Here is a 24,403-nt window from a genome sequence, read left to right as displayed (position 1 = left end):
CAGCTAGCTGAGAAAGGCCCCCGGCGGTTGCCGGGGGCCTTTCCGCGTTCAGCGCTGGTGGCGCGGGAACCCTTGCCGGTAGTCGGTGGGAGACGCCCCGACCTGCTTCAGGAAGTGGTGCCGGAGGTTGTTGGCCGTGCCGATGCCGCTCAACCCCGCGATCTTCTCCACGGACAGGTCGGTGGACTCCAGCAACGCCTGGGCCCTGGCGATGCGTTCGTTGAGCAGCCATTGCAGCGGTGTCGTGCCGGTGGTGGCGTGGAGCCGGCGGTAGAAGGTTCGCGGGCTCATGGCGGCGCGGCGGGCCAGGTCCTCGATCGTCAGCGGCTCGTCGAGGCGGGCGCGGGCCCAGTCGAGCACCGGCTCCAGGCCCTGTTCGTCGCTGACGGGGACGGAGAGGTCGACGTACTGGCTGCGGTTGCCGGGGCGGTGTCCTGGCACGACCATCCGGCGGGCCAGTTGGTTGGCGACGTGGGCGCCCAGGTCGCGGCGCACCAGGTGCAGGCAGAGATCCAGTCCGGCGGTCATGCCCGCGCTGGTCAGGACGTCGCCCTCGTCGACGTAGAGCACGGAGTCGTCTACCTGGATCTTCGGGTAGCGCTCGGCCAGCAGGGCGGTGTGCATCCAGTGCGCGGTGGCTCGTCGTCCGTCGAGCAGGCCGGCTTCGGCGAGTGCGTAGGCCCCGACGCACGCTGACACGATTCGTGCGCCGTTGTCGTGCGCCTTGCGCAGCGCCGAGACCAGTTCGGGCGGGACGGGTGCGTTCTCCTCGATGACCTCCTCCGGCACCCACGACACCATGACGGTGTCCGCGTTCACCACGTCGTCGAGGCTGCGGGTGCTGTGCAGGGTGAAGCCTGGATCGGTGTCCCGCGTGCGGGTTCCGGTGCCGCACAACCACATCTCGTACCAGGGGTCGGCGAGGTCGGGTTGTGGCGTGCCGAAGACGGCGGCGGGGATGCCCAGCTCGTAGAGGTCCATGACGCCGAAGTCGCTGGGAACGATCAGGGCGACGGATCCAGCGCTCATGAACTCCAGCCTATGGCAGGAATTTGGTGAAAGGGGTCATTCCGGTCACTGGTTGAGTTGATCACGCGCGGTGAAGCTGGACGCATGACATCTGAAGCGATCACCGTGCTGGGTCTCGGCAACCTCGGACGTGCGCTGGCGCAGACCTTTCTGCGGGGCGGCCACTCCACCACGGTCTGGAACCGTTCTGCCGCAAAGGCTTCCGAACTCTTGGCGAACGGGGCGAGCTCGGCCGGCACCGCGGCCGAAGCGGTGGCGGCCAGTGAGCTCGTGGTTGTTGCCGTCCTGGATCACCAAGCGGCACAACAGGTTCTGCGCGGTGTGGACGTGCGCGGGCGGGCGCTGGTGAACCTCACCTCCGGCACTCCTGACGAGGCGCGCGAACTCGCCGAATGGGCTGCGGAGAACGGGGCGGAGTACCTGCACGGCGCGGTCTACGCGGTGCCGCAGACGTTCGGCACCGCCGAGTCGTCGATCATCTACAGCGGCTCGGCGGCCGTGCACGAACGTTGGCAGAAGCAGTTGGCGTTGCTGGGAAAGGTCACGTTCCTGGGTGTGGATGCTGGCCGTGCCTCCGGGTACGACGTGGCGATCCTCTCCGGGATGTACGGCCTGATCGGCGGCTTCCTGCACGCGGCGGCGCTGGCGCGAGCCGGTGGCATCAAGGCCACCGAGCTCACGCCGATGATGTTGTCCTGGCTGACGGACCTGCAGCCCGCGCTGGTCACGTTCGCCGAGGAGATCGACAGCGAGAAGTACGGCACCGAGGAGTCGAGCCTGGCCATGAACCAGTCAGGGCTGGCCACGCTCATCCGGGCCACCGAGGCGCAGGGCGTTCCCTTCGCCGCGCTCGACTCGCTCAAGGCGTTGGTCGACCAGCAGGTCGCCGAGGGGCACGGCGCTCTGAGCCTCGCTCGTGCCGTCGAGTCGTTCAGCGTTGTCTCACCACGGTTTGCGCGCAGCTAGCAGGAACATCAGCGGTGCCGCCAGGAAGTCGCCGGCCTGGAGTTCGGTCAGCCAGCGTCCGCCGTCCGCGCGGTTCATCTCCAGATCGCCGTCGACGGTGAGCCCGTCCCAGTCCGGTTCGCCGATCCGCAGCAGGCCGCCCGGCTCGAGCACCCGCAGGAGTCCGGACAGCACTGCGGCCGGCGAGGTGGATCTCGATCTGCGGGTGGTCGCGAAATCGCTCGCTCGCCGCGTCGACCATCTGCGGCCGCGGCCACGTTGTCCATGTACGCGGCCTTGTCGGGGCTGGGCCCCCAGTGCGTTTGCCATGCACCCAAATCAACCACAGGTGCTGGGGGACCAGTCGGTGATCACCCAGCCGTTCTTGATCTTCTCCACCACGAACGTGCCCAGGCGCGGGCCGCCTTCGACGGTCAGGGCGCAGGAGTCGATGGTGACCGTGGTGCTGGTCGGCGTCTTGAGCATGTCCGGCGGGAACATGACCTGCTGGTACTTGTCGACGCTGGTCACCCTGGTCTTCAGGGTCTTGACCGCCTCGGCGCAATCGCTTGCGCCGTAACCGTTCGCGAACTTCTGACGGGTGTCGTCGCGCAGGAAGAGCGTGCAGGCACGGGTCGTGTCGGCGAACGAGACGTGCTTGTAGAACATGCCGACGGTGCCCTGCAGGCCGGCGGGGGCGGAGAGGCCCTGGGCCGGGCCGGTCACGCCGCCGCTGTCCTGGGCGATGTCGCCGGGGTCGTCGACGCCGAAGAAGTGGTTGTAGGCCCAGATGATGGAGCCGATGACGAGCACGAAGAAGAGCGAGCGCCAGAAGATCCGGCTGCCCAGCACGACGAGCCACCAGCGCTTGCCCTGCTGCTTCGGAGCCTGGGGCGCCTGGCCCGTGGCCTCCTGGTAGCGCTGGTATTCCTGGAAGCGCTGGAACTCCTGGAACTGCCGGAGCTGCTCCGGGTCCACCTGAGGAGCAGGAGGCTGCGGCTGGGGCTGCGGCTGGCGGGGCGCGAGATCCTTGCCGGGCTCGTCTGTCACAGGTCACATCATGCCGATTTGGTTCGGCGGACACGACTCGCGTACTCTCAGTCCCGGTTCTACCGAAGACCGCAGGTGTTCTCCGCAAGGAGAGCGAAGGCCCCGTTGCAACACGGGCGGCCCGCGCAGGGAGGACGAGGTCAGTCTTGCGACGCCCCGTGCTGCTTGTGCGCGAGGGCGTTTTTGTTGTTTCGGAGCCTTCTCATCGGCGGTCTAACCCAGCCCAGAGAGGAGGCGATCATGGCGAAGCCCACGAAGGTTACGGCGGTCGCTGAGCTCGCGGATCAGTTCCGCACCAGCTCGGCAGCGGTTGTCACTGAGTACCGTGGCCTCTCCATGGCGCAGCTCACCACGCTGCGTCGCGCTCTCGGCGCGGGCACCAAGTACACCGTCGCGAAGAACACGCTGGTCAAGCTGGCCGCTGCGGACGCCGGTGTGGAGGGCCTCGAGGCCCTTCTTTCCGGTCCGACCGCCATCGCGTTCGTCGAGGGCGAGCCCGTCGACGCCGCCAAGGCGATCCGCGACTTCGCGAAGGACAACAAGGCCCTGATCATCAAGGGCGGCTACATGGATGGCCGCCCGCTCTCGGTCGACGAGGTCACCGCTATCGCGGACCTCGAAACCCGTGAGGTGCTGCTCGCGAAGCTCGCGGGCGCGATGAAGGGCAACCTGGCCAAGGCCGCGGGTCTGTTCAACGCCCCGGCTTCCCAGGTCGCTCGCCTGGCTGCTGCCCTGCAGGAGAAGAAGGCCGCTGCGGCTCCCGCCGCCGAGGCCGACGCTCCCGCCGAAAGCTGATCACCCGCAGACACACCCGACGCTTTCGCGCGGGAAATTAGAAAGGACCGCCGATCATGGCGAAGCTCAGCACCGACGAGCTGCTCGACGCGTTCAAGGAGATGACCCTCCTCGAGCTGTCCGAGTTCGTGAAGCAGTTCGAGACGACCTTCGAGGTCACCGCCGCGGCGCCCGTCGCCGTTGCCGCTGTCGGTGGCCCGGCCGCCGCCGCCGAAGAGGCCGAGGAGCAGACGGACTTCAACGTCGTCCTCGAGTCCGCCGGCGACAAGAAGATCCAGGTCATCAAGGTCGTCCGCGAGGTCGTCTCGGGCCTGGGCCTGAAGGAGGCCAAGGAGCTGGTCGAGTCCGCTCCGAAGGCGATCCTCGAGGGCGTGGCGAAGGACGTCGCCGACGCCGCCAAGGAGAAGCTCGAGGCTGCCGGCGCCAAGATCACCGTCAAGTGATCTGGGCCCCCTCGGGGGCTCGCGCTATGCCTTGCAGTGCCTGAACGGGCGTGCACCTTTCAACGGGGGTGCACGCCCGTCTTGCGTGTCCGGGGCAACGCGGCGGGCAGGCGGCTCGCGGGGTTTGAGCGCCTGGTGGACCGTCGCCTCACGCCTCACGCCTCGCGTCTCGCGTCTCGCGTCTCGCGTCTCGCGTCTCGCGTCTCGCGTCTCGCGTCTCGCGTCTCGCGTCTCGCGTCTCGCGTCTCGCGTCTCGCGTCTCGCGCCTCGCGCCTCGCGCCTCGCGCCTCGCGCCTCGCGCCTCGCGCCTCGCGCCTCGCGCCACGCGTCTCGCGTCTCGCGTCTCGCGCCTCATGTCTCGCGCCGCGCGCCTCCGCCTCGGCGGTGCTCCTGTCTCTTCGTCTCCACGTCCCGCCCCACGTGCCGTCACTGCTGGCCCGGCAACGCTGGCAGCCGCAGGCCATGGCCCGCCCTTCACCCAGCCCGGGGCGCGTCCGTTCCGCGCGCCACAGACGGTGTGTTCGGAGTCACACGAGTCTCGAATTTCCCGGTTGCGGGGCAGTGGTCTAGGCGGTCGTGACCGTTTTGCGAGGTCACGCTGCGTGGCGTTATCGGAACGCAACCGCCGTTAGGCCAACTGGTGAGTAACCTGCCGCGAACGAACTCGTTGCCCAGGTGTGACGCCGATCGCCGCGGCGTCCTCGGGCGTGTGCGGAGGTGCGGATGGGCGTCGAGGTGGTCGTCGAGGGTCTGACCAAGTCCTTCGGCAAGCAGACCATCTGGCAGGACGTCACGCTCACGCTCCCGCCCGGTGAGGTCAGCGTGATGCTCGGTCCTTCCGGTACGGGCAAGAGCGTGTTCCTGAAGTCGCTGGTGGGTCTGCTCAAGCCGGAGCACGGCAAGATCATCATCAACGGCACGGATCTGGTGCGGTGTTCTGAGCACCGGTTGTACGAGATCCGGAAGATGTTCGGCGTGCTGTTCCAGGACGGTGCGTTGTTCGGGTCGATGAACCTGTACGACAACATCGCGTTCCCGTTGCGGGAGCACACTCGCAAGACCGAGGCCGAGGTCCGGCGCATCGTCCTCGAGAAGATGGAGATGGTCGGTCTCGTCGGCGCGGAGAAGAAGCTCCCCGGTGAGATCTCCGGCGGTATGCGCAAGCGCGCCGGGCTGGCGCGGGCGCTGGTGCTCGACCCCGAGATCATTTTGTGCGACGAGCCGGACTCCGGGCTCGACCCGGTCCGCACGGCGTATCTGAGTCAGTTGCTGATCGACCTCAACGCGCAGATCGACGCGACGATCCTCATCGTCACGCACAACATCAACATCGCGCGGACCGTGCCGGACAACCTGGGGATGTTGTTCCGGCGTGAGCTCGTCATGTTCGGGCCGCGTGAGGTGCTGCTGACCAGCGACGAGCCGGTTGTCGAGCAGTTCCTCAACGGCAGGCGCCTGGGGCCCATCGGCATGTCCGAGGAGAAGGACACGGCCACGATGGCGGCCGAGCAGGCGCATGCGGACGCCGGGCACTCGGACGGCTCCACGTCGGAGGACGTCCGGGGGATCATCCCGCAGATCGAGCCGACGCCGGGCCTGCCGTTCCGGGACGCTGTCCGGCGCCGCAAGGACCGGGTCATGTCGATCATCCATCAGCTGCCGTACCAGGCTCAGCAGGGGATCATCGAGAGCCTCACGGCTGAGGAGCAGGTGCGGTACGGCGTGCATGCCGGGGCACCTGCGGCAGCGCCGTCGCCCAGCCCGTGGCCTCGGCAGGGCGGTGTCCTGTGACCACGCAGACCTCGTTCCCCGGCGCCGGCGCGCTGCGGGAGACCGGAAAGCTGTGCCAGCTCGGCATCGACGTCGTGCGCACGACGTTCCGCCGGCCGTTCCAGCTCAGGGAGTTCATCCAGCAGAGCTGGTTCATCGTCAGCGTCACGGTGCTGCCGACGGCGCTGGTCAGCATCCCGTTCGGCGCGGTCATCGCACTGCAGCTGGGAAGTCTCACTCGGCAGATCGGCGCGCAGTCGTTCACCGGCGCGGCCAGCGTGCTCGCGATCATCCAGCAGGCCAGTCCGATCGTGACGGCGTTGCTGATCGCGGGTGCGGGCGGCTCGGCCATCTGTGCGGATCTTGGATCTCGCAAGATCCGCGAAGAGATCGACGCCATGGAAGTACTCGGCGTCAGTCCTATCCATCGACTTGTGGTGCCGCGGGTGCTGGCCGCGATGCTGGTGTCCGTGCTGCTCAACGGCATGGTCAGCGTCGTCGGCGTGCTCGGTGGCTACTTCTTCAACGTGATCATGCAGGACGGCACGCCCGGCGCGTACCTGGCCAGCTTCAGCGCGCTGGCGCAGCTGCCCGACCTGTGGATCAGCGAGCTCAAGGCGCTGATCTTCGGGTTCATCGCGGGCATCGTGGCCGCGTACCGGGGCCTCAACCCGGCGGGTGGGCCGAAGGGCGTGGGTGACGCGGTGAACCAGGCCGTGGTCATCACGTTCCTGCTGCTGTTCTTCGTCAACTTCGTCCTCACCACGATCTACCTGCAGGTCGTGCCCGCGAAGGGGAGCTGATGGCGAACAAGGCGCTGTCCACTCTGGACGGATTCGGCGACCAGCTGGCGTTCTACATCAAGGCGCTGGCCTGGACGCCCCGCGCGCTCAAGCGGTACTCGAAGGAGACCATGCGGCTGCTGGCCGAGGTCAGCTTCGGTTCCGGCGCGCTCGCGGTCATCGGCGGCACCATCGGCGTGATGGTCGGCCTGTCCGTCTTCACCGGCACGGTCGTCGGCCTTCAGGGCTTCACCGCGCTCAACCAGATCGGCACGTCCGCGTTCGCCGGGTTCGTGTCCGCCTACTTCAACACGCGTGAGATCGCGCCACTGGTCGCCGGTCTCGCGCTGAGTGCGACGGTCGGATCCGGGTTCACGGCCCAGCTCGGCGCCATGCGGATCTCCGAGGAGATCGACGCGCTGGAGGTCATGGGCATCCCCAGCCTGCCGTTCCTGGTCACCACGCGGATCATCGCGGGTTTCGTCGCGATCATCCCGCTGTACGTGATCGGCCTGCTGACCAGCTACCTGGCCGCCAGAACGATCACCGTCGAGTTCTACGGGCAGTCGGCGGGCACGTACGACCACTACTTCAACCTGTTCCTACCCCCGATCGACGTGCTGTGGTCGTTCGGCAAGGTGCTGGTCTTCGCGGTCGTGATCATCATGACCCACTGCTACTACGGCTACCGCGCTTCCGGCGGTCCGGCCGGCGTGGGCGTGGCAGTGGGACGCGCGGTGCGGACCGCGATCGTCACGACGGCGCTGCTGGACTTCTTCCTCAGCCTCGCGATCTGGGGTGCTACGACGACGGTGAGGATCGCGGGATGAAGAAACGCGTGCTGGGCATCGCCTTTCTTCTCGCGATCGCCATGTTCCTGTCGCTCACGGTGGCGTTGTACAAGGACGCCTTCGGTGAGTACGTGAAGGTCACGCTCAAGACCGACCACATCGGCAACCAGCTGCAGACGGCCAGCGACGTCAAGGTGCGCGGCCTGATCGTCGGCTCGGTGAAGGCCGTCCGCACCAGCGGGGACGGCGCCGAGCTGGAGCTCGCGCTGTTGCCGGACAAGGTGAACGAGATCCCCGGCAACGTCAGCGCGCGCCTGCTGCCCAAGACGTTGTTCGGCGAGCGGTACGTGAACCTCGTGCTGCCGCAGCAGAAGAACGCGGCCATCAAGGAGGGCGCGGTCATCGAGCAGGACCGCACCAGCAGCGCGATCGAGCTGGAACGCGTGCTCGACAACCTGATGCCGGTGTTGCAGGCGATCCAGCCGGAGAAGCTCGCCACCACGCTGACCGCGTTGTCGCAGGCGCTCGACGGCCGCGGCAAGCCGCTCGGTGAAACGCTGGTGTCGCTCGACTCCTACCTCGGCGAGCTCAACCCGCAGCTGCCCGCGTTGAAGGAGAACATCTCCAAGCTCGCGGACGTCTCGAACGTCTACGCCGACGCCGCGCCGGACCTGTTGCAGGCTCTGAACGACATGACCACGACGACCAAGACCGTCGTCGAGCAGCGTGACAACCTGCTCGCGCTGTACGGGTCGCTGACCACGACCTCGCAGGACGTCACCAGCTTCGTCACGGTCAACAAGAACAACATCATCGCGCTCGCCGACACCGGCCGCCCGACGCTCGAGCTGCTGGCCAAGTACGCGCCCGAGTACCCGTGCCTGCTCAAGGGGCTCGCGGAGTTCGAGCCGATCATCAGCAAGGCGTTCGGCGAGGGCACGAACGAGCCCGGCCTGCACATCACGCTGGAGATCACGCAGAACCGCGGCAAGTACAAGCCGAACCTCGACGAGCCCGAGTACAAGGACAAGCGCGGGCCTCGCTGCTACGACATCGTGCCGCGGCCGAACCCGTTCCCGCAGTACCCGCCGGAGGGTCCGGTGCAGGACGGCTCCAGCTCGCCGCCGCCCGCCCGCGTCGCGAACGACGGGATCCTGCCGCCAGCCAACGCCGGCAACGTGACGGTGCCGCAGTCCGCGGACGTGCTCAGGCTCGCCAACTCGCCGGAGGAGGCCAGGTTGATCGCGGCGCTGTTCGGACCGCGCATCGGCGTCGACCCGCGGGACATGCCCGGCTGGTCGAGCCTGCTGCTCGGACCGCTCGTGCGCGGAACGGAGGTGACGGTCAAGTGAAAGGCGTGCTCGCCCCGCTGCTCAAGCTGATCACCTTCGCGGTGGTCACGATCCTCGCCACCACACTGCTCGCGGTCACCATCGCCAACGTGAACCTGGCCAGTGCCACGGACTACAAGGCGCGGTTCACCGACGCCACCGCGTTGAACGAGGGCGACGACATCCGCATCGCCGGTGTCCGCGTCGGCCAGGTCGACGAGATCAAGGTCGTGGACCGCAAGACCGCCGAGGTGGCGTTCTCGATCGACGGCGACCGCAAGCTGCCGGCAGCGGTCACGGCGACGATCAAGTACCGCAACCTGGTGGGACAGCGGTACATCGCGTTGGAGGCCGGTATCGGTGACACCAAGGCGGTGCTGCCTGAGGGCGGCACGATCCCGTTGGAGCGGACCAAGCCCGCGCTCGACCTCACCGTGCTGTTCAACGGCTTCAAGCCGCTCTTCCAGGCGTTGTCGCCGGAGGACGTGAACAAGCTGTCGTTCGAGATCATCCAGGTGCTGCAGGGAGAAGGCAGCACGATCGACAGCCTGCTCCAGCACACGGCGTCGCTGACCAGCACTCTGGCCGGCAAGGACAAGGTCATCGGCGAGGTCGTCGACAACCTCAACACCGCGCTGGAGACCGTCAACTCGCGCGACGAGGACTTCAACAACCTCGTGGTCACGCTGCAGTCGCTGGTCTCCGGGCTCGCGCAGGACCGCCAGCCGATCGGTGACGCGATCACCGCGCTCGGCGACCTGACCAACGCCACCTCCGGCCTGCTGGAGCAGGGCCGCGAGCCGTTGAAGAACGACATCGCGCAGCTCGGCCTGGTCTCGAAGAGCCTGGCGGACAACGAGGTGCTCGTCGACCGCATGTTGCAGCGCCTGCCCAACAAGCTGGAGACGATCACGCGGACCGCGACCTACGGCTCGTGGTTCAACTTCTTCCTGTGCGAGGGCACCGGCCAGATCGCTGTGCCGCCGGTCATCCCCGACCCGATTCCGATCACGGCGTTGCCGGTGACACAGCAGAGGTGCCGCCGATGAAGACGAGCAACCCGATCAGGACCGGAGCGATCAGCCTGACACTGATCGTCCTGCTGTTGCTGGCCGCGTTCTACTCCGACGACCTGCCGATCGTCGGCGGTGGCACGAGCTACGCCGCGGACTTCAGCGAGGCCGCGGGTCTGGTGCCGGGCAACGAGGTCCGCGTCGCCGGCGTGAAGGTCGGCAAGGTGACCAAGGTCAGGCTCAACGGCGACCGGGTGCGGGTGACGTTCAAGGTCAAGGACGCCTGGGTGGGCGACCGGACGACCGCGATGATCCGCATCAAGACGTTGCTGGGCCAGAAGTTCGTGGCGCTCGACCCGCAGGGCAGCGCACCGTTGTCGCCGGGTGATCCGATCCCGAAGGAACGCACGCTCGCGCCGTACGACGTGAACGAGGCCTTCAACGGGCTCGCGACCACCGTCGGCCAGATCGACACCAAGCAGCTCGCGGACAGCTTCACGGTCCTGTCCGACACCTTCAAGAACTCGCCGGAGCACGTGCGCGGCGCGCTGGACGGTCTGTCCGCGCTCTCGAAGACGATCTCCTCGCGGGACGAGCAGCTGGCCAAGCTGCTGGACAACACCCGGCAGCTGACCAAGACGCTGGCCGACCGCAACGCGGAGTTCGAGAAGCTGCTCTCGGACGGCAACCTGCTGCTGGGCGAGCTGCGCAAGCGCCGCGAGTCGATCAGCGCGTTGCTGACCGGCACCCGCGACCTCGCGCGTGAGCTCAGCGGTCTGGTGGCGGACAACCAGAACCAGCTCAAGCCCGCACTGGAGCAGCTCGGCAGGGTCACCACGATCCTGCAGCGCAACCAGGACAACCTCGACCGCAGCCTCGCGCTGATGGCGCCGTTCTACCGGGTGTTCGCGAACACCCTGGGCAACGGCCGTTGGTTCGACACCTACATCTGCGGTCTGTTGCCGCCCTCGGTGAACCTCGGCGTCGTCGGGTTCAACGAGGAAGGCTGCCTGCCTCCGGGGGTGCAGCGATGACTACAGCTGCTCACAGCAAAGTCGGCCGGTTCATCGCGATCGCGTGCGTGCTGGCGCTGGTCATCACGGCCGGGCTCTGGTGGGTCTTCACCAGCATGAACGGGCGCAAGGTCACCGCGCACTTCGCCGCGGCCGTCGGTGTCTACCCCGGCGGTGACGTGCGGGTGCTGGGCGTGAAGGTCGGCACCATCGACGAGGTCACGCCGGAGGGCAAGACGGTCAAGGTCGTCTTCACCGTCGACCGCGACGTGCGGGTCCCGGAGAGCGCGCAGGCCGTCGTGGTCGCGCCGAGCGTGGTCAGCGACCGGTACGTGCAGCTCGCGCCCGCTTACACCGGCGGGCCGATGCTGGGCGACAACGCCGTGATCCCGCGCGAGCGCACCGCGACGCCCGTCGAGCTGGACGATCTCTACTCGTCGTTGGACAAGCTCACGACCGCGTTGGGGCCCAACGGCGCGAACGCCGACGGTGCTTTGGCCGACCTGCTGAACTCGGCCGCGAAGAACCTGGAAGGCAACGGCCAGGCGCTCAACGACATGTTGAAGAACCTCGGCCAGGCCACGCGCACGCTGTCGGGGTCCAAAGAGGACCTCTTCGCGACCGTCGACAACCTGCAGAAGTTCACCGCGATGCTGGCCGCGAACGACAGCCAGGTGCGCGACTTCAACAAGCAGCTCGCGGACGTGTCGAAGATGCTCGCCGACGAACGCGGCGATCTCGGTGCCGCGTTGAACGAGCTGGCGACCGCGTTGCAGCAGGTGCAGGGCTTCATCAAGGACAACCGCGCGGTGCTCAAGTCCAACGTGGACAAGCTGGCGTCGATCACGCAGGTGCTGGTGAACCAGCGGGCCGCGCTGGCGGAGACGCTCGACGTGGCCCCGCTGGCGCTGGGCAACCTGCAGAACTCCTACAACGCGGCGTCCGGCACGCTCGACACCCGCGCGAACATCAACGAGCTGAACCAGCCGCCGATCGTGCTGATCTGCAAGCTGGTCCAGCAGGCCACGCCGAACAACGTGCCGCCGGTGCTCGCGCAGACGTGCAAGCAGCTGGAGCCGTTGCTGACCGGTGCGATTCCGCTGAAGTCACCCGCCGAGGTGCTCAGCGACCTGAACGCGGGCAAGCTGCCGTTGCCCCTGCCGCTCGCGGGGGTGCCCCAGTGAAGAAGCTGGTCGTAGGACTGACGGCGTTGTTGCTGGTCTCGGGCTGCGGGTCCGGCGGGTTCGACGGCGTCTACAACCTGCCGCTGCCGGGCGGTGCCGACGTCGGTGACCACCCGTACCGGGTCAAGGCGCAGTTCGAGGACGTGCTGGACCTGGTGCCGCAGGCGGGAGTGAAGGTCAACGACGTGCCGGTCGGCCGGGTCGAGAAGATCGACCTCGGCTCCGACGGCTGGACCGCCGAGGTCACCATGCTGGTCAACGGCGACGTGCAGCTGCCGGCGAACGCGTTCGCGAAGCTGCGCCAGTCCGCGTTGCTGGGCGAGAAGTTCGTCGAGCTGGGAAAGCCCAAGGACGCGACCGGCAAGCTCGCGGACAACGCGGTGATCCCGTTGAACAAGACCAACCGCAACCCCGAGGTCGAAGAGGTCTTCGGCGCGTTGTCGATGCTGCTCAACGGCGGTGGTGTCGCACAGCTGCAGAACATCACCAAGGAGCTCAACGCCGCGTTGGAGGGCAACGAGACGGAGATCCGCTCGTTGCTGGGCAACCTCAACACGTTCGTCGGGGAGCTGGACAAGCACAAGGCGGAGATCGTCCGCGCGCTCGACTCGATCAACCGGCTCGCCGGGACACTGGCTCAGCAGCGCGAGAAGATCGCGGTGGCGCTGACGGACCTGGAGCCGGGCCTGAAGGTGCTCGCGGAGCAGCGCACGCAGCTGGTGACGTTGTTGAAGTCGCTGGACAACCTTTCCGACGTCGCGACGGACACGGTGAACAAGAGCCGTGACGACATCGTGGCGGACCTGAAGGCGTTGCAGCCGACGCTGACCAAGCTCGCCGAGTCGGGGCAGAACCTGCCGAAGTCGCTGGAGCTGCTGCTGACCTACCCGTTCCCGGACGAGGCGGTCGACGGCATCAAGGGCGACTACACCAACGCGTTCATCGATCTTGACCTGAACCTCGGCACGGTCCTCGACAACCTCGGGCGGTCGCGGCAGTCGCCGATCGACTCGCTGATCCCGAGCCAGGGGACGCCGTTGCCGATGCCGAACATCCCGCTGCCGAACCTCGGGCAGGGCACCGGGTCCGGGCTGGGCGACCTGCTCGGCGGGCTGCTGGGAGGTGGTCGCAAGTGATCACGCGGGGGACCAAGCTCAAGATCGGCGCGTTCGTGCTGGTCGCGCTGCTGGGCATTTCGTACGTCAGCGCGACGTACGTGGGCCTGTTCAAGTCGTCGTCGACGGTCGTGACGATGCAGCTCGCCGATTCGGGCGGCATCTTCACCAACGCCGAGGTCACGTACCGCGGTGTCACGATCGGCCGGGTCGGGCAGCTGCGGCTGACCTCCGACGGTGTCGAGGTGGACCTGGAGCTGGACGCCGACGCTCCGCGGGTGCCCGCCGCGACCGAGGCCGTGGTGGCCAACCGGTCGGCCGTCGGTGAGCAGTACGTGGATCTGCGGCCGAAGAGCGACGGGGCGCCGTACCTGGAGGCCGGGTCGGTCATTCCGCGGTCGGCGACCAAGACGCCGCCGCCGGTCGACGGGCTGCTGTCGAACCTGGACGCGTTCGCGTCGTCGGTGCCCACGGACTCGCTGCGGATCGTCGTCGACGAGCTGCACAACGCGTTCAGCGGCACCGGTGGCGACCTGCAGGTGTTGATCGACAACACCGCGGCGTTCACCGCAGCCGCTCAGGAGCACCTGCCGCAGACGACGCAGCTGCTGAAGGACGGCCGGATCGTGCTGGCCACGCAGGCTTCGCAGGGCGGCGCCATCCGGTCGTTCAGCGGTGACCTGCGGTTGCTCGCGGAACAGCTGAAGGCGTCCGACGGCGATCTGCGGCGGTTGATCGTCGCGGTGCCGCCGGCGTCCGAGCAGGTGTCGGCGTTGCTGAAGGAGAGCGGGCCGAACCTCGGGGTGGTCTTCGCGAACCTGCTGACGACCTCGAACATCCTCGTGACCAGGCGCGATGGTTTGGAACAGATCGCGGTGACGTACCCCATCGCCGTCGGTGGCGGCTTCAGCGTGGCGCCGGGTGACGGTTCCGCGCACTTCGGGCTCGCGCTGAACGTGTTCGACCCGATGCCGTGCACCGCCGGATACGAGGGCACGACCGTGCGTCCAGGTAGCGACACCTCTGCTGCGCCGCTGAACACGCAGGCTTACTGCGCTCTCGCGCGCGGATCGGCGACGTCGGTGCGAGGCTCTCAGAATGCGCCGTACGGTGGAACGCCGACGACGCCGGTCGGCAACGCGACGACGCAGCCGGGCCAGGAGCCGACCGGCCAGCAGGCGGCCCCGGAGCTGCCGCTGCTGACGTCGCTGGGCCAGCTGCTGGGTTTGCCGGAGGGGAAGAAGTAGTGCGGATCTTCACGGTGGTCGCCGCGGTGCTGGCGGTCCTGATGTTCGGTTACGCCGCGTACTTCGGCGTGGCCTGGTACTCGGCGTCCAACTCGTCGGAGTCGTCGTTCGCCGCCGAGCGCGACGACGCCCTGCGCTCCGGCCAGGTCGGCATCACGAACTTCCTGACGCTCGACTACAAGAAGGTCGACGAGGACCTGCAGCGCTGGCTCAACTCGTCCACCGGCGACCTGCGCGCCGAGATCGACAAGGACAAGGACTCGCGCAAGAAGCAGCTGGTCGACGCCAAGTCCGTGACGTCCTCGAAGGTCCTGGACTCCGCGATCACCGAGTTGGACGACCGCGCGGGCACCGCGTCGATGATCGCCGTCGTCGAGAGCACGGTGACCCCCGACAACGGCCAGAAGGTCACCAAGATCAACCGGTACCTGACCAAGCTCACCCGCACCGAGGACGGCTGGAAGCTGAGCCAGCTGGGCCCGCTGCGGGCGGGCGTCTGATTCGGCCAGAAGTTGATTGGACGAGAGCTCGTGCCCCCATCCCGCCGCCGCCCCATCCCGACCCCGCCGGCCGGAGGCCGCCCCAAGGTCGCCGGTCTGCACCGGCGCGCCTCCGAGCCCGCGGACGTGGCTGCCGAGGACGCGGCTGTCGACGAGGTGGCCCCTGACGACCTGGTCGCCGGCGAGGCCGTGGTCGACGAGCCCGCTGCCGAGAGCGAGCTGAAGGCGCCGGAAGCGGTCGAGTGGACGCCGCCGGCGGTGAAGCCGGCCGTGAAGAAGCAGAAGGCCGCGACGGCCGAACCCACGAAGGCGTCGCTCAAGAAGCCCGAGTTGGAAGAAACCGATGCACCCGCGACGTCCGGCTCGAAGCAGGCGTGGCTGCTGCCGGCGGCGTTGCTGCTGATCGCGGCCCTGCTGGCGGGCCTGGGCACGTTCTTCCTGGTCAAGTCCCGCTCGGTGTCCTACGACGCCGCCCTGGTCGACTCCGCGACCACCTCGGCGGTGAACGGCCAGATCCGCGAGGCCGTGGAGAAGTCGTTCTCCTACAACTTCGCCGACGTCGAAGCCACCGAGAAGGCCGCCCGCGAACTGCTCACCGGCAAGGCCCTCTGCCAGTACAACGCCGTGTTCGGCCCGGTGAAGGAAGTCGCGCCGCAGCAGAAGCTCGTCGTGACCGTCCGTGTGGTCTCGTCAGCCGTGTCGTCCTTGAAGGACGGCCACGCCACCGTCCTGGTCTTCGCCGACCAGGTCACCACCCGCACCACCGACAACCAGTCGGGCGGCGGCACCGCCATGCTCCGCGTGAGCGCGGTCGACGACGGCGGCCGCTGGAAGATCGACAACATGGAGATGTTCGGCGCGACGGCCGAGCAGAACCGCCAACTCCAGGGCTGCTGACCCGCACGCGGGGCCCTCGCGCTCGCTCCTGGGGTACGAAAGCTCCCCGCGTGAGGCAGGCCGGCCTGCCCCGCCCCGGCAGCTCCGCCGCCTCCGCACGCGCCCGGCCCTCGTGGCCTCGCCCCGCAGGCCTGCCTCCACCCCCGGACCCTCGCGGCCGACCCGGTCTCGCCCCTCGGGCGCCCACCCGACCCGCGCGATCCCAACCCGGCCCGGCCTCGCGCCACCCCCAGCCCCGCCCTCGCACGCCCATCCCGGCCTGGTCGTTTGGCCCGGGCCGGTTTGGGGCACCCCACCTCCGTGCCCTAAGATCAACTTCGCCGTGAGGTCCCCGAAGTGCCTGGAATGCACCGCCGGGACGCCCTCCGCCAGCCCCGACACGCGTGATCTCAGTCACACGGATTCTCGTGGCGCTCTGTAAGTCCGCTTGAAGCCGCCAACTTCCCACCAAAACGGCCGCACGCGTGTTTATGCAGGTCAAATGGGTGAAAGACGGTGAAGGGCGCTCCATCCAGAGGGTGGATCGGCCGCCGACATCTTGACTGCACGCTCATGCAGGGTCACTCTGTCGGTGAGCAAGAGGAGGGTCCTTCCAGGTGCCTCTCGACAGTCGCCGTGCGCGTGGCTAGACTGCCCCTTTGCGCTGCCCATTTTCCGCTTGCCCTTCGCCGAGAGCGTGGATTAGTCGAGCAGCGCCGCACCCTTGACAGCCGTGCTAGTTCGCTCTAGCCAGCTATTTGTCCCTGGAAGGACGCATCTTGGCGATCTCTCGCGCGACCAAGGCCACTGCTGCGACCAACTCCACGTCGGGGATCCCTGGAGCGCCGAAGCGGGTCTCGTTCGCGAAGATTAATGAGCCGCTTTCGACGCCCAACCTGCTTGACCTGCAGATCCAGTCCTTTGAGTGGTTGACCGGCGACGAGGCGTGGTTCCAGCGCCGCATCGACGCCGGAGACGAGAACCCGACGGGTGGCCTCGAAGAGGTCCTCAACGAGATCTCGCCGATCGAGGACTTCTCCGGCTCCATGTCACTGTCCTTCTCCGACCCACGCTACGACGAGGTCAAGGCCTCGACGGAAGAGTGCAAGGACAAGGACATGACGTACGCGGCACCGTTGTTCGTCACGGCCGAGTTCACCAACCACACCACTGGCGAGATCAAGAGCCAGACGGTGTTCATGGGTGACTTCCCGATGATGACGAGCAAGGGCACGTTCATCATCAACGGCACCGAGCGCGTGGTGGTCTCTCAGCTCGTGCGTTCGCCCGGTGTTTACTACGACACCGCGGTCGACAAGACGACGGACAAGGACGTCTTCAGCGTCAAGATCATCCCTTCGCGGGGTGCTTGGCTCGAGTTCGACGTCGACAAGCGCGACACCGTCGGTGTCCGCATCGACCGCAAGCGTCGCCAGCCGGTGACGGTGCTGTTGAAGGCTCTGGGCTGGAGCACGGAGCAGATTCGCGAGCGGTTCGCGTTCAGCGAGACGTTGCTGACCACGCTCGAGAAGGACCACACCGCGGGTACCGACGAGGCGTTGCTCGACATCTACCGCAAGCTGCGTCCGGGCGAGCCGCCCACGAAGGAGTCGGCGCAGGCCCTGTTGGAGAACCTGTTCTTCAAGGACAAGCGCTACGACCTGGCGAAGGTTGGCCGTTACAAGGTCAACAAGAAGCTGGGCCTGGACACCGACATCAACACCGGTGTCCTCACCGAGGACGACATCGTCACGACGATCGAGTACCTCGTTCGCCTGCACGCGGGTGAGACGATGATGGACGCCGCCGCCGGTGGCGACGTGCCCGTCGAGGTCGACGACATCGACCACTTCGGCAACCGTCGTCTGCGCACGGTCGGCGAGCTGATCCAGAACCAGATCCGCGTCGGTCTGTCCCGCATGGAGCGCGTCGTCCGCGAGCGCATGACCACGCAGGACGTCGAGGCCATCACGCCGCAGACCCTGATCAACATCCGTCCCGTCGTGGCGGCGATCAAGGAGTTCTTCGGCACCTCGCAGCTGTCGCAGTTCATGGACCAGACCAACCCGCTCGCGGGTCTGACCCACAAGCGCCGCCTGTCGGCACTGGGTCCCGGTGGTCTGTCCCGTGAGCGCGCCGGCATGGAGGTCCGCGACGTCCACCCGTCGCACTACGGCCGCATGTGCCCGATCGAGACGCCGGAAGGCCCGAACATCGGCCTGATCGGTTCGCTCTCGAGCTACGCGCGGGTCAACCCGTTCGGCTTCATCGAGACGCCGTACCGCAAGGTCGTCGACGGCCGGGTCACCGACCAGATCGACTACCTCACCGCGGACGAGGAAGACCGCTACGTCAAGGCGCAGGCGAACTCGCCGACCGACGACGAGGGCAACTTCACCGACGACCGCGTCCTGGTCCGCAAGAAGGGCGGCGAGGTCGAGTTCATCGACCCGACCGACGTCGACTACATGGACGTCTCGCCGCGCCAGATGGTGTCGGCCGCGACCGCCATGATCCCGTTCCTCGAGCACGACGACGCGAACCGCGCCCTGATGGGTGCGAACATGCAGCGTCAGGCCGTGCCGCTGCTGCGTTCCGAGTCGCCGCTGGTCGGCACCGGCATGGAGCTGCGTGCCGCCGTCGACGCCGGTGACGTCGTCGTCGCGAAGAAGACCGGTGTGGTCGAGGAGGTCTCCGCCGACTACATCACCGTCATGGCCGACGACGGTGCGCGCAACACCTACGCGCTGCACAAGTTCCGTCGCTCGAACCAGGGCACCTGCATCAACCAGAAGCCCATCGTGAACGAGGGCGACCGGATCGAGGCGGGTCAGGTCCTGGCGGACGGTCCCTGCACCGAGAACGCCGAAATGGCGCTCGGCAAGAACCTGCTCGTGGCGATCATGCCGTGGGAAGGCCACAACTACGAGGACGCGATCATCCTGTCGCAGCGCCTCGTGCAGGACGACGTTCTCACCTCGATCCACATCGAGGAGCACGAGATCGACGCCCGCGACACGAAGCTCGGCGCCGAGGAGATCACCCGGGACATCCCGAACGTCTCCGAAGAGGTCCTGGCCGACCTGGACGAGCGCGGCATCATCCGCATCGGTGCCGAGGTCCAGCCGGGCGACATCCTCGTCGGCAAGGTCACGCCCAAGGGCGAGACCGAGCTGACGCCGGAGGAGCGGCTGCTCCGCGCGATCTTCGGTGAGAAGGCGCGCGAGGTCCGCGACACGTCGCTCAAGGTGCCGCACGGTGAGTACGGCAAGGTCATCGGCATCCGCGTCTTCTCGCGTGAGGACGACGACGAGCTGCCTCCGGGCGTGAACGAGCTCGTCCGCGTCTACGTGGCCCAGAAGCGCAAGATCCAGGACGGTGACAAGCTCGCCGGCCGCCACGGCAACAAGGGCGTCATCGGCAAGATCCTCCCCGCGGAGGACATGCCGTTCCTCGAGGACGGCACGCCGGTCGACATCATCCTGAACACCCACGGTGTGCCGCGTCGTATGAACATCGGCCAGGTGCTGGAGACCCACCTCGGGTGGATCGCCAAGCAGGGCTGGAGCATCAACGGCGACCCGGACTGGGCGAAGAACCTGTCCGAGGAGCTGTACGACGTCGAGCCCGGCACCAAGACCGCCACCCCGGTGTTCGACGGTGCGAAGGAAGAAGAGATCACGGGCCTGCTGGGCTCCACCATCCCGAACCGCGACGGTGAGCGGATGGTCAAGGAGAACGGCAAGGCGCAGCTCTTCGACGGTCGCTCCGGTGAGCCGTACCCGTTCCCGGTGTCGGTCGGCTACATGTACATCCTGAAGCTGCTGCACCTGGTCGACGACAAGATCCACGCGCGTTCGACCGGCCCGTACTCGATGATCACGCAGCAGCCGCTGGGTGGTAAGGCGCAGTTCGGTGGTCAGCGTTTCGGTGAGATGGAGTGCTGGGCGATGCAGGCGTACGGCGCCGCATACACCCTGCAGGAACTTCTCACCATCAAGTCCGACGACGTGCTCGGCCGCGTGAAGGTCTACGAGGCCATCGTCAAGGGCGAGAACATCCCGGAACCCGGTATCCCGGAGTCCTTCAAGGTGCTGCTCAAGGAGCTGCAGTCGCTCTGCCTCAACGTCGAGGTCCTGTCTTCGGACGGTGCCGCGATCGAGATGCGCGACGGCGACGACGAGGACCTGGAGCGCGCGGCCGCGAACCTCGGCATCAACCTGTCGAGGTCCGAGTCGCCCTCCGTGGACGACGTCGTCAACTAGTCACCTCGCTGGTCGGCGAGGGATGCCTCCCGCGTCCCTCGCCGACCCTCCGACCAGCTCCTTTGCCACCGATCTAAAAAGGGGAAGAGAGTAGACGTGCTCGACGTCAACTTCTTCGATGAGCTCCGTATCGGTCTCGCGACCGCGGACGACATCCGCCAGTGGTCTTTCGGCGAGGTCAAGAAGCCCGAGACCATCAACTACCGCACGCTCAAGCCTGAGAAGGACGGCTTGTTCTGCGAGAAGATCTTCGGTCCCACCCGGGACTGGGAGTGCTACTGCGGCAAGTACAAGCGCGTGCGCTTCAAGGGCATCATCTGTGAGCGCTGCGGCGTCGAGGTGACGCGTGCGAAGGTGCGTCGTGAGCGCATGGGCCACATCGAACTCGCCGCTCCGGTCACGCACATCTGGTACTTCAAGGGCGTCCCCAGCCGGTTGGGCTACCTGCTCGACCTGGCCCCCAAGGACCTCGAGAAGATCATCTACTTCGCCGCCTACGTCATCGTGGGCGTGAACGCGGAGCTGCGCCACAACGACCTGCCGACGCTCGAGAGCGAGATGCAGGTCGAGCGCAAGCGCGTCGAGAACCGCCGCGACGCCGACGTGGAGGCCCGCGCCCAGAAGCTCGAGGCCGACCTGGCCGAGCTCGAGGCCGAGGGCGCCAAGTCCGACGTGCGCCGCAAGGTCAAGGAGGGTGGCGAACGTGAGATGCGCCAGCTCCGCGACCGCGCCCAGCGCGAGCTGGACCGCCTCGACGAGATCTGGTCCACGTTCACCAAGCTCGAGCGCGCTCAGCTGATCGCGGACGAGCTGCTCTACCGCGAGCTGTACGACCGCTACGGCGACTACTTCACCGGTGCCATGGGCGCGGAGGCCATCCAGAAGCTCCTGGGTGACTACGACGTCGACGCCGAGGCCGACATCCTGCGCGAGACCATCCGCAGCGGTAAGGGCCAGAAGAAGCTGCGTGCGCTCAAGCGCCTCAAGGTCGTTGCCGCCTTCCAGGCGACCCGCAACAACCCGCAGGGCATGGTCCTGGACTGCGTCCCGGTCATCCCGCCGGACCTGCGCCCGATGGTGCAGCTCGACGGTGGCCGCTTCGCCACGTCCGACCTGAACGACCTGTACCGCCGCGTCATCAACCGCAACAACCGGTTGAAGCGACTGATCGACCTCGGCGCGCCCGAGATCATCGTCAACAACGAGAAGCGGATGCTGCAGGAGGCCGTCGACGCGCTGTTCGACAACGGCCGCCGCGGCCGCCCGGTCACCGGTCCCGGTAACCGCCCGCTGAAGTCGCTGTCCGACCTGCTGAAGGGCAAGCAGGGCCGGTTCCGCCAGAACCTGCTCGGCAAGCGCGTCGACTACTCCGGCCGTTCGGTCATCGTGGTCGGCCCGCAGCTCAAGCTGCACCAGTGCGGTCTGCCCAAGCAGATGGCCCTGGAGCTGTTCAAGCCGTTCGTGATGAAGCGGCTCGTGGACCTCAACCACGCGCAGAACATCAAGTCCGCCAAGCGGATGGTCGAGCGTGCGCGCCCGGCCGTGTGGGACGTGCTGGAAGAGGTCATCACCGAGCACCCGGTGCTGCTCAACCGCGCACCTACGCTGCACCGCCTCGGCATCCAGGCCTTCGAGCCCCAGCTGGTCGAGGGCAAGGCCATCCAGCTGCACCCGCTGGTCTGTGAAGCGTTCAACGCCGACTTCGACGGTGACCAGATGGCAGTCCACCTGCCGCTGTCCGCCGAGGCGCAGGCCGAGGCCCGCGTCCTGATGCTGTCGTCGAACAACATCCTGTCCCCGGCGTCCGGCAAGCCGCTGGCCATGCCGCGTCTGGACATGGTGACGGGTCTGTACCACCTGACCCGGCACAAGGTCGGCGACATCGGCGAGGGTCACTTCTACTCGTCGCCCGCCGAGGCGCTGATGGCGTTCGACCGCAAGGTCCTTGGCCTGCAGTCGATGGTGAAGATCCGCGTCTCCGACAAGAACCCGCCCAAGGGCCAGGAGCCCGAGGGCTGGGAGCCCGGTCAGCCGTGGCTCGCGGAGACCACGCTGGGTCGCGTGCTGTTCAACGAGATCCTGCCGCAGGACTACGCCTTCATCAACGAGGTCATGCCCAAGAAGCGGCAGGCCGTGATCATCAACGACCTCGCCGAGCGGTACCCGATGGTCACCGTCGCCCGGACGCTGGACAAGCTGAAGGACGCCGGTTTCCACTGGGCCACCCGTTCCGGTGTGACCGTCGCGATCTCGGACGTCCTCGTGCCCGCGGCGAAGCAGGACATCCTCGAGGAGCACGAGCGCCTCGCGGACGCCGTCGAGAAGCGCTACCAGCGCGGTCAGCTCTCCCACGAGGAGCGCAACTCCGAGCTGGTCAAGGTGTGGACCAAGGCCACCGAGCAGGTCCACGAGATCATGGAAGACAACTTCCCCGAGGACAACTCGATCCGCGTCATCGTGCAGTCCGGTGCTGCCGGCAACATGACGCAGGTCCGTTCACTCGCGGGTATGCGTGGTCTCGTCACCAACCCGAAGGGTGAGTACATCCCGCGCCCGATCAAGAACTCGTTCCGCGAGGGCTTGTCGGTGCTGGAGTACTTCATCGCGACGCACGGTGCCCGCAAGGGTCTGGCCGACACCGCGCTGCGCACCGCCGACTCGGGTTACCTGACCCGTCGTCTGGTGGACGTCTCGCAGGACGTCATCATCCGCGAGGTCGACTGCGGCACCACCCGTGGTGTGCAGATGACCGTCGGCGAGCAGCTGGGCGACAAGGTCGGCCTGCACGAGTTCTCGCAGACCTCGGTCTACGCCCGCACGTGCGCTGACGACATCCTGGACGCCTCCGGCAACCTGGTGCTGGGCCGCGGCGACGACCTCGGTGACCCGGCGCTCGAGCGCCTCGTCGAGGCCGGCATCATCCGCGTGAAGGTCCGCTCCGTGCTGACCTGCGAGTCCGCGGTCGGTGTGTGTGCGTCCTGCTACGGCCGTTCGATGGCGACCGGCCAGCTGGTCGACGTCGGCGAGGCCGTCGGCATCGTCGCCGCCCAGTCGATCGGTGAGCCCGGCACGCAGCTGACGATGCGTACGTTCCACCAGGGCGGTGTGGCCGGTGACGACATCACGACCGGTCTGCCCCGTGTCCAGGAGCTCTTCGAGGCCCGCGTCCCGAAGGGCAAGGCGCCGATCGCCGACGTGGACGGTCGCGTCCGCATCGAGGACGGCGACCGCTTCTGGAAGATCACGCTGATCCCGGACGACGGCTCCGAGGAGATCGTGTTCGAGAAGCTGTCCAAGCGTCAGCGTCTCGCCAACACGGCCACCGGCCCGCTGCAGGACGGCGACCACGTCGCCGTCGGCCAGCAGCTGCTGGAAGGTACTCCGGACCCGCACGAGGTCCTGCGCGTCATGGGCCCGCGCGAGGCCCAGCTGCACCTGGTGCAGGAAGTGCAGAAGGTGTACCGCGCCCAGGGTGTGGCAATCCACGACAAGCACATCGAGGTCATCGTCCGGCAGATGCTCCGCCGGGTCACGATCATCGACTCCGGTGCGACCGAGTTCCTGCCCGGTTCGTTGGTGGAGCGGGCGGACTTCGAGTCCGGTAACCGTGCGGTTGTCGCCGAGGGTGGCGAGCCGGCCGCTGGTCGTCCGGTGCTGATGGGTATCACGAAGGCGTCTTTGGCTACCGACTCTTGGTTGTCTGCCGCCTCGTTCCAGGAGACCACTCGGGTTTTGACCGACGCTGCCATCAACGGGCGTTCGGACAAGCTGATCGGTCTCAAGGAGAACGTGATCATCGGTAAGTTGATCCCGGCTGGTACGGGGATCAACCGCTACCGCAACATCCAGGTTCAGCCGACTGAGGAGGCGCGGGCTGCGGCTTACGCGATTCCTTCTTACGACGACGGGTACTACACGCCTGACGTCTTCGGGACTGGGACTGGTGCTGCGGTGCCGTTGGACGACTACGACTTCGGTCGGGATTACCGCTAGTCGTTTGTGGTGTGGAACGGCCCCTGGAGCCTTTGGCTCTGGGGGCCGTTTTGCGTGCGGTGGTCCGGTTGGGGTGCGTTGGTTCCTGTTTAGGGATTTCGGGGCTCCGCCCCGGACCCCGCCAATCTGATCGAGGACCTTGTCCACGCCACCGGCGGGTTGATGGCACGCCTGTTGCTTTGGGCGGCGTTGCGTTGCGTGGGTGGTGCGGTTCGGGTGGGTGGTCCCGTCACAAGCCGGGCCAGAGCGCGCCACATCTGA

Annotated in this window: 19 protein-coding genes; 16 read left to right on the top strand and 3 right to left on the bottom strand. The window is 67.2% G+C overall.

Annotated elements, in window-relative coordinates; all coding sequences use genetic code 11:
* Nucleotides 1-48: 48 nt before the first annotated feature.
* Nucleotides 49-1,029, bottom strand: coding sequence for a GlxA family transcriptional regulator (locus tag SK803_RS39395; RefSeq protein WP_319971305.1), 981 nt, complete (start codon nucleotides 1,027-1,029; stop codon nucleotides 49-51).
* Between the two features lie 84 nt (nucleotides 1,030-1,113).
* Here SK803_RS39395 and SK803_RS39390 point away from each other — a divergent pair, with 84 nt between their 5' ends.
* Nucleotides 1,114-1,995, top strand: coding sequence for an NAD(P)-dependent oxidoreductase (locus SK803_RS39390; RefSeq protein WP_319971304.1), 882 nt, complete (start codon nucleotides 1,114-1,116; stop codon nucleotides 1,993-1,995).
* Here SK803_RS39390 and SK803_RS39385 read toward each other — a convergent pair.
* Both SK803_RS39385 and SK803_RS39380 read right to left on the bottom strand, forming a co-directional pair.
* Nucleotides 1,972-2,169 (bottom strand): class I SAM-dependent methyltransferase, encoded by a 198-nt coding sequence (locus SK803_RS39385; protein ID WP_319971303.1) that lies wholly within the window; start codon nucleotides 2,167-2,169, stop codon nucleotides 1,972-1,974. The two genes, SK803_RS39390 and SK803_RS39385, sit on opposite strands and share 24 nt — an antisense overlap.
* Nucleotides 2,170-2,313: 144 nt before the next feature.
* Entirely contained in the window at nucleotides 2,314-3,024 is a 711-nt protein-coding gene (locus tag SK803_RS39380) for a hypothetical protein (protein WP_319971302.1), read from the bottom strand.
* 240 nt (nucleotides 3,025-3,264) lie between these two features.
* On the opposite strand from SK803_RS39380, the gene rplJ reads away from it, so the two are divergent.
* The 15 genes from rplJ (at nucleotide 3,265) to SK803_RS39305 (ending at nucleotide 24,142) form a co-directional block, all read left to right on the top strand.
* Complete coding sequence (rplJ, locus tag SK803_RS39375) at nucleotides 3,265-3,819, top strand: 50S ribosomal protein L10 (RefSeq protein ID WP_045309760.1); 555 nt, start codon at nucleotides 3,265-3,267, stop codon at nucleotides 3,817-3,819.
* A 56-nt stretch (nucleotides 3,820-3,875) separates the two neighbouring features.
* Nucleotides 3,876-4,262, top strand: coding sequence for a 50S ribosomal protein L7/L12 (gene rplL, locus SK803_RS39370; protein WP_319971300.1), 387 nt, complete (start codon nucleotides 3,876-3,878; stop codon nucleotides 4,260-4,262).
* Between the two features lie 723 nt (nucleotides 4,263-4,985).
* Nucleotides 4,986-6,053 carry an ABC transporter ATP-binding protein gene (locus tag SK803_RS39365; protein WP_319971299.1) on the top strand — a complete coding sequence of 356 codons (1,068 nt, stop codon included), beginning with the start codon at nucleotides 4,986-4,988 and terminating at the stop codon, nucleotides 6,051-6,053.
* A complete protein-coding gene (locus SK803_RS39360; RefSeq protein WP_093606337.1) occupies nucleotides 6,050-6,835 on the top strand; it encodes an MlaE family ABC transporter permease in 786 nt (261 codons plus the stop codon). The genes SK803_RS39365 and SK803_RS39360 overlap by 4 nt, the downstream gene beginning before the upstream one ends.
* On the top strand, nucleotides 6,835-7,644 hold the full coding sequence (locus SK803_RS39355; protein WP_086666435.1) for an MlaE family ABC transporter permease: 810 nt from the start codon (nucleotides 6,835-6,837) through the stop codon (nucleotides 7,642-7,644). The genes SK803_RS39360 and SK803_RS39355 overlap by 1 nt, the downstream gene beginning before the upstream one ends.
* A complete protein-coding gene (locus SK803_RS39350; protein WP_319971298.1) occupies nucleotides 7,641-8,957 on the top strand; it encodes an MCE family protein in 1,317 nt (438 codons plus the stop codon). The genes SK803_RS39355 and SK803_RS39350 overlap by 4 nt, the downstream gene beginning before the upstream one ends.
* The gene (locus SK803_RS39345) at nucleotides 8,954-9,985 is read left to right on the top strand and encodes an MCE family protein (protein ID WP_319971297.1); all 1,032 of its coding nucleotides are present in this window, start codon (nucleotides 8,954-8,956) and stop codon (nucleotides 9,983-9,985) included. The genes SK803_RS39350 and SK803_RS39345 overlap by 4 nt, the downstream gene beginning before the upstream one ends.
* Nucleotides 9,982-10,983 (top strand): MCE family protein, encoded by a 1,002-nt coding sequence (locus SK803_RS39340; protein ID WP_319971296.1) that lies wholly within the window; start codon nucleotides 9,982-9,984, stop codon nucleotides 10,981-10,983. Before SK803_RS39345 ends, SK803_RS39340 begins: the two co-directional genes overlap by 4 nt.
* Nucleotides 10,980-12,146 carry an MCE family protein gene (locus SK803_RS39335; RefSeq protein WP_319971295.1) on the top strand — a complete coding sequence of 389 codons (1,167 nt, stop codon included), beginning with the start codon at nucleotides 10,980-10,982 and terminating at the stop codon, nucleotides 12,144-12,146. Before SK803_RS39340 ends, SK803_RS39335 begins: the two co-directional genes overlap by 4 nt.
* A complete protein-coding gene (locus SK803_RS39330) occupies nucleotides 12,143-13,282 on the top strand; it encodes an MCE family protein (RefSeq protein WP_319971294.1) in 1,140 nt (379 codons plus the stop codon). Before SK803_RS39335 ends, SK803_RS39330 begins: the two co-directional genes overlap by 4 nt.
* Complete coding sequence (locus SK803_RS39325) at nucleotides 13,279-14,508, top strand: MlaD family protein (RefSeq protein WP_319971293.1); 1,230 nt, start codon at nucleotides 13,279-13,281, stop codon at nucleotides 14,506-14,508. The genes SK803_RS39330 and SK803_RS39325 overlap by 4 nt, the downstream gene beginning before the upstream one ends.
* Nucleotides 14,508-15,008, top strand: coding sequence for a hypothetical protein (locus SK803_RS39320; RefSeq protein ID WP_319971292.1), 501 nt, complete (start codon nucleotides 14,508-14,510; stop codon nucleotides 15,006-15,008). Before SK803_RS39325 ends, SK803_RS39320 begins: the two co-directional genes overlap by 1 nt.
* 30 nt (nucleotides 15,009-15,038) lie before the next feature.
* The gene (locus SK803_RS39315; protein WP_319971291.1) at nucleotides 15,039-15,905 is read left to right on the top strand and encodes a hypothetical protein; all 867 of its coding nucleotides are present in this window, start codon (nucleotides 15,039-15,041) and stop codon (nucleotides 15,903-15,905) included.
* A 758-nt stretch (nucleotides 15,906-16,663) separates the two neighbouring features.
* Entirely contained in the window at nucleotides 16,664-20,149 is a 3,486-nt protein-coding gene (gene rpoB, locus SK803_RS39310) for a DNA-directed RNA polymerase subunit beta (protein ID WP_319971290.1), read from the top strand.
* 96 nt (nucleotides 20,150-20,245) lie between these two features.
* Nucleotides 20,246-24,142, top strand: a complete 3,897-nt coding sequence (locus SK803_RS39305) for a DNA-directed RNA polymerase subunit beta' (RefSeq protein WP_319971289.1) — start codon at nucleotides 20,246-20,248, stop codon at nucleotides 24,140-24,142.
* Nucleotides 24,143-24,403: the final 261 nt, after the last annotated feature.

It is taken from the genome of Lentzea miocenica (assembly GCF_033949945.1).
GTDB lineage: Bacteria > Actinomycetota > Actinomycetes > Mycobacteriales > Pseudonocardiaceae > Lentzea > Lentzea miocenica.
This window is presented reverse-complemented; position numbering and strand designations above follow the sequence as displayed.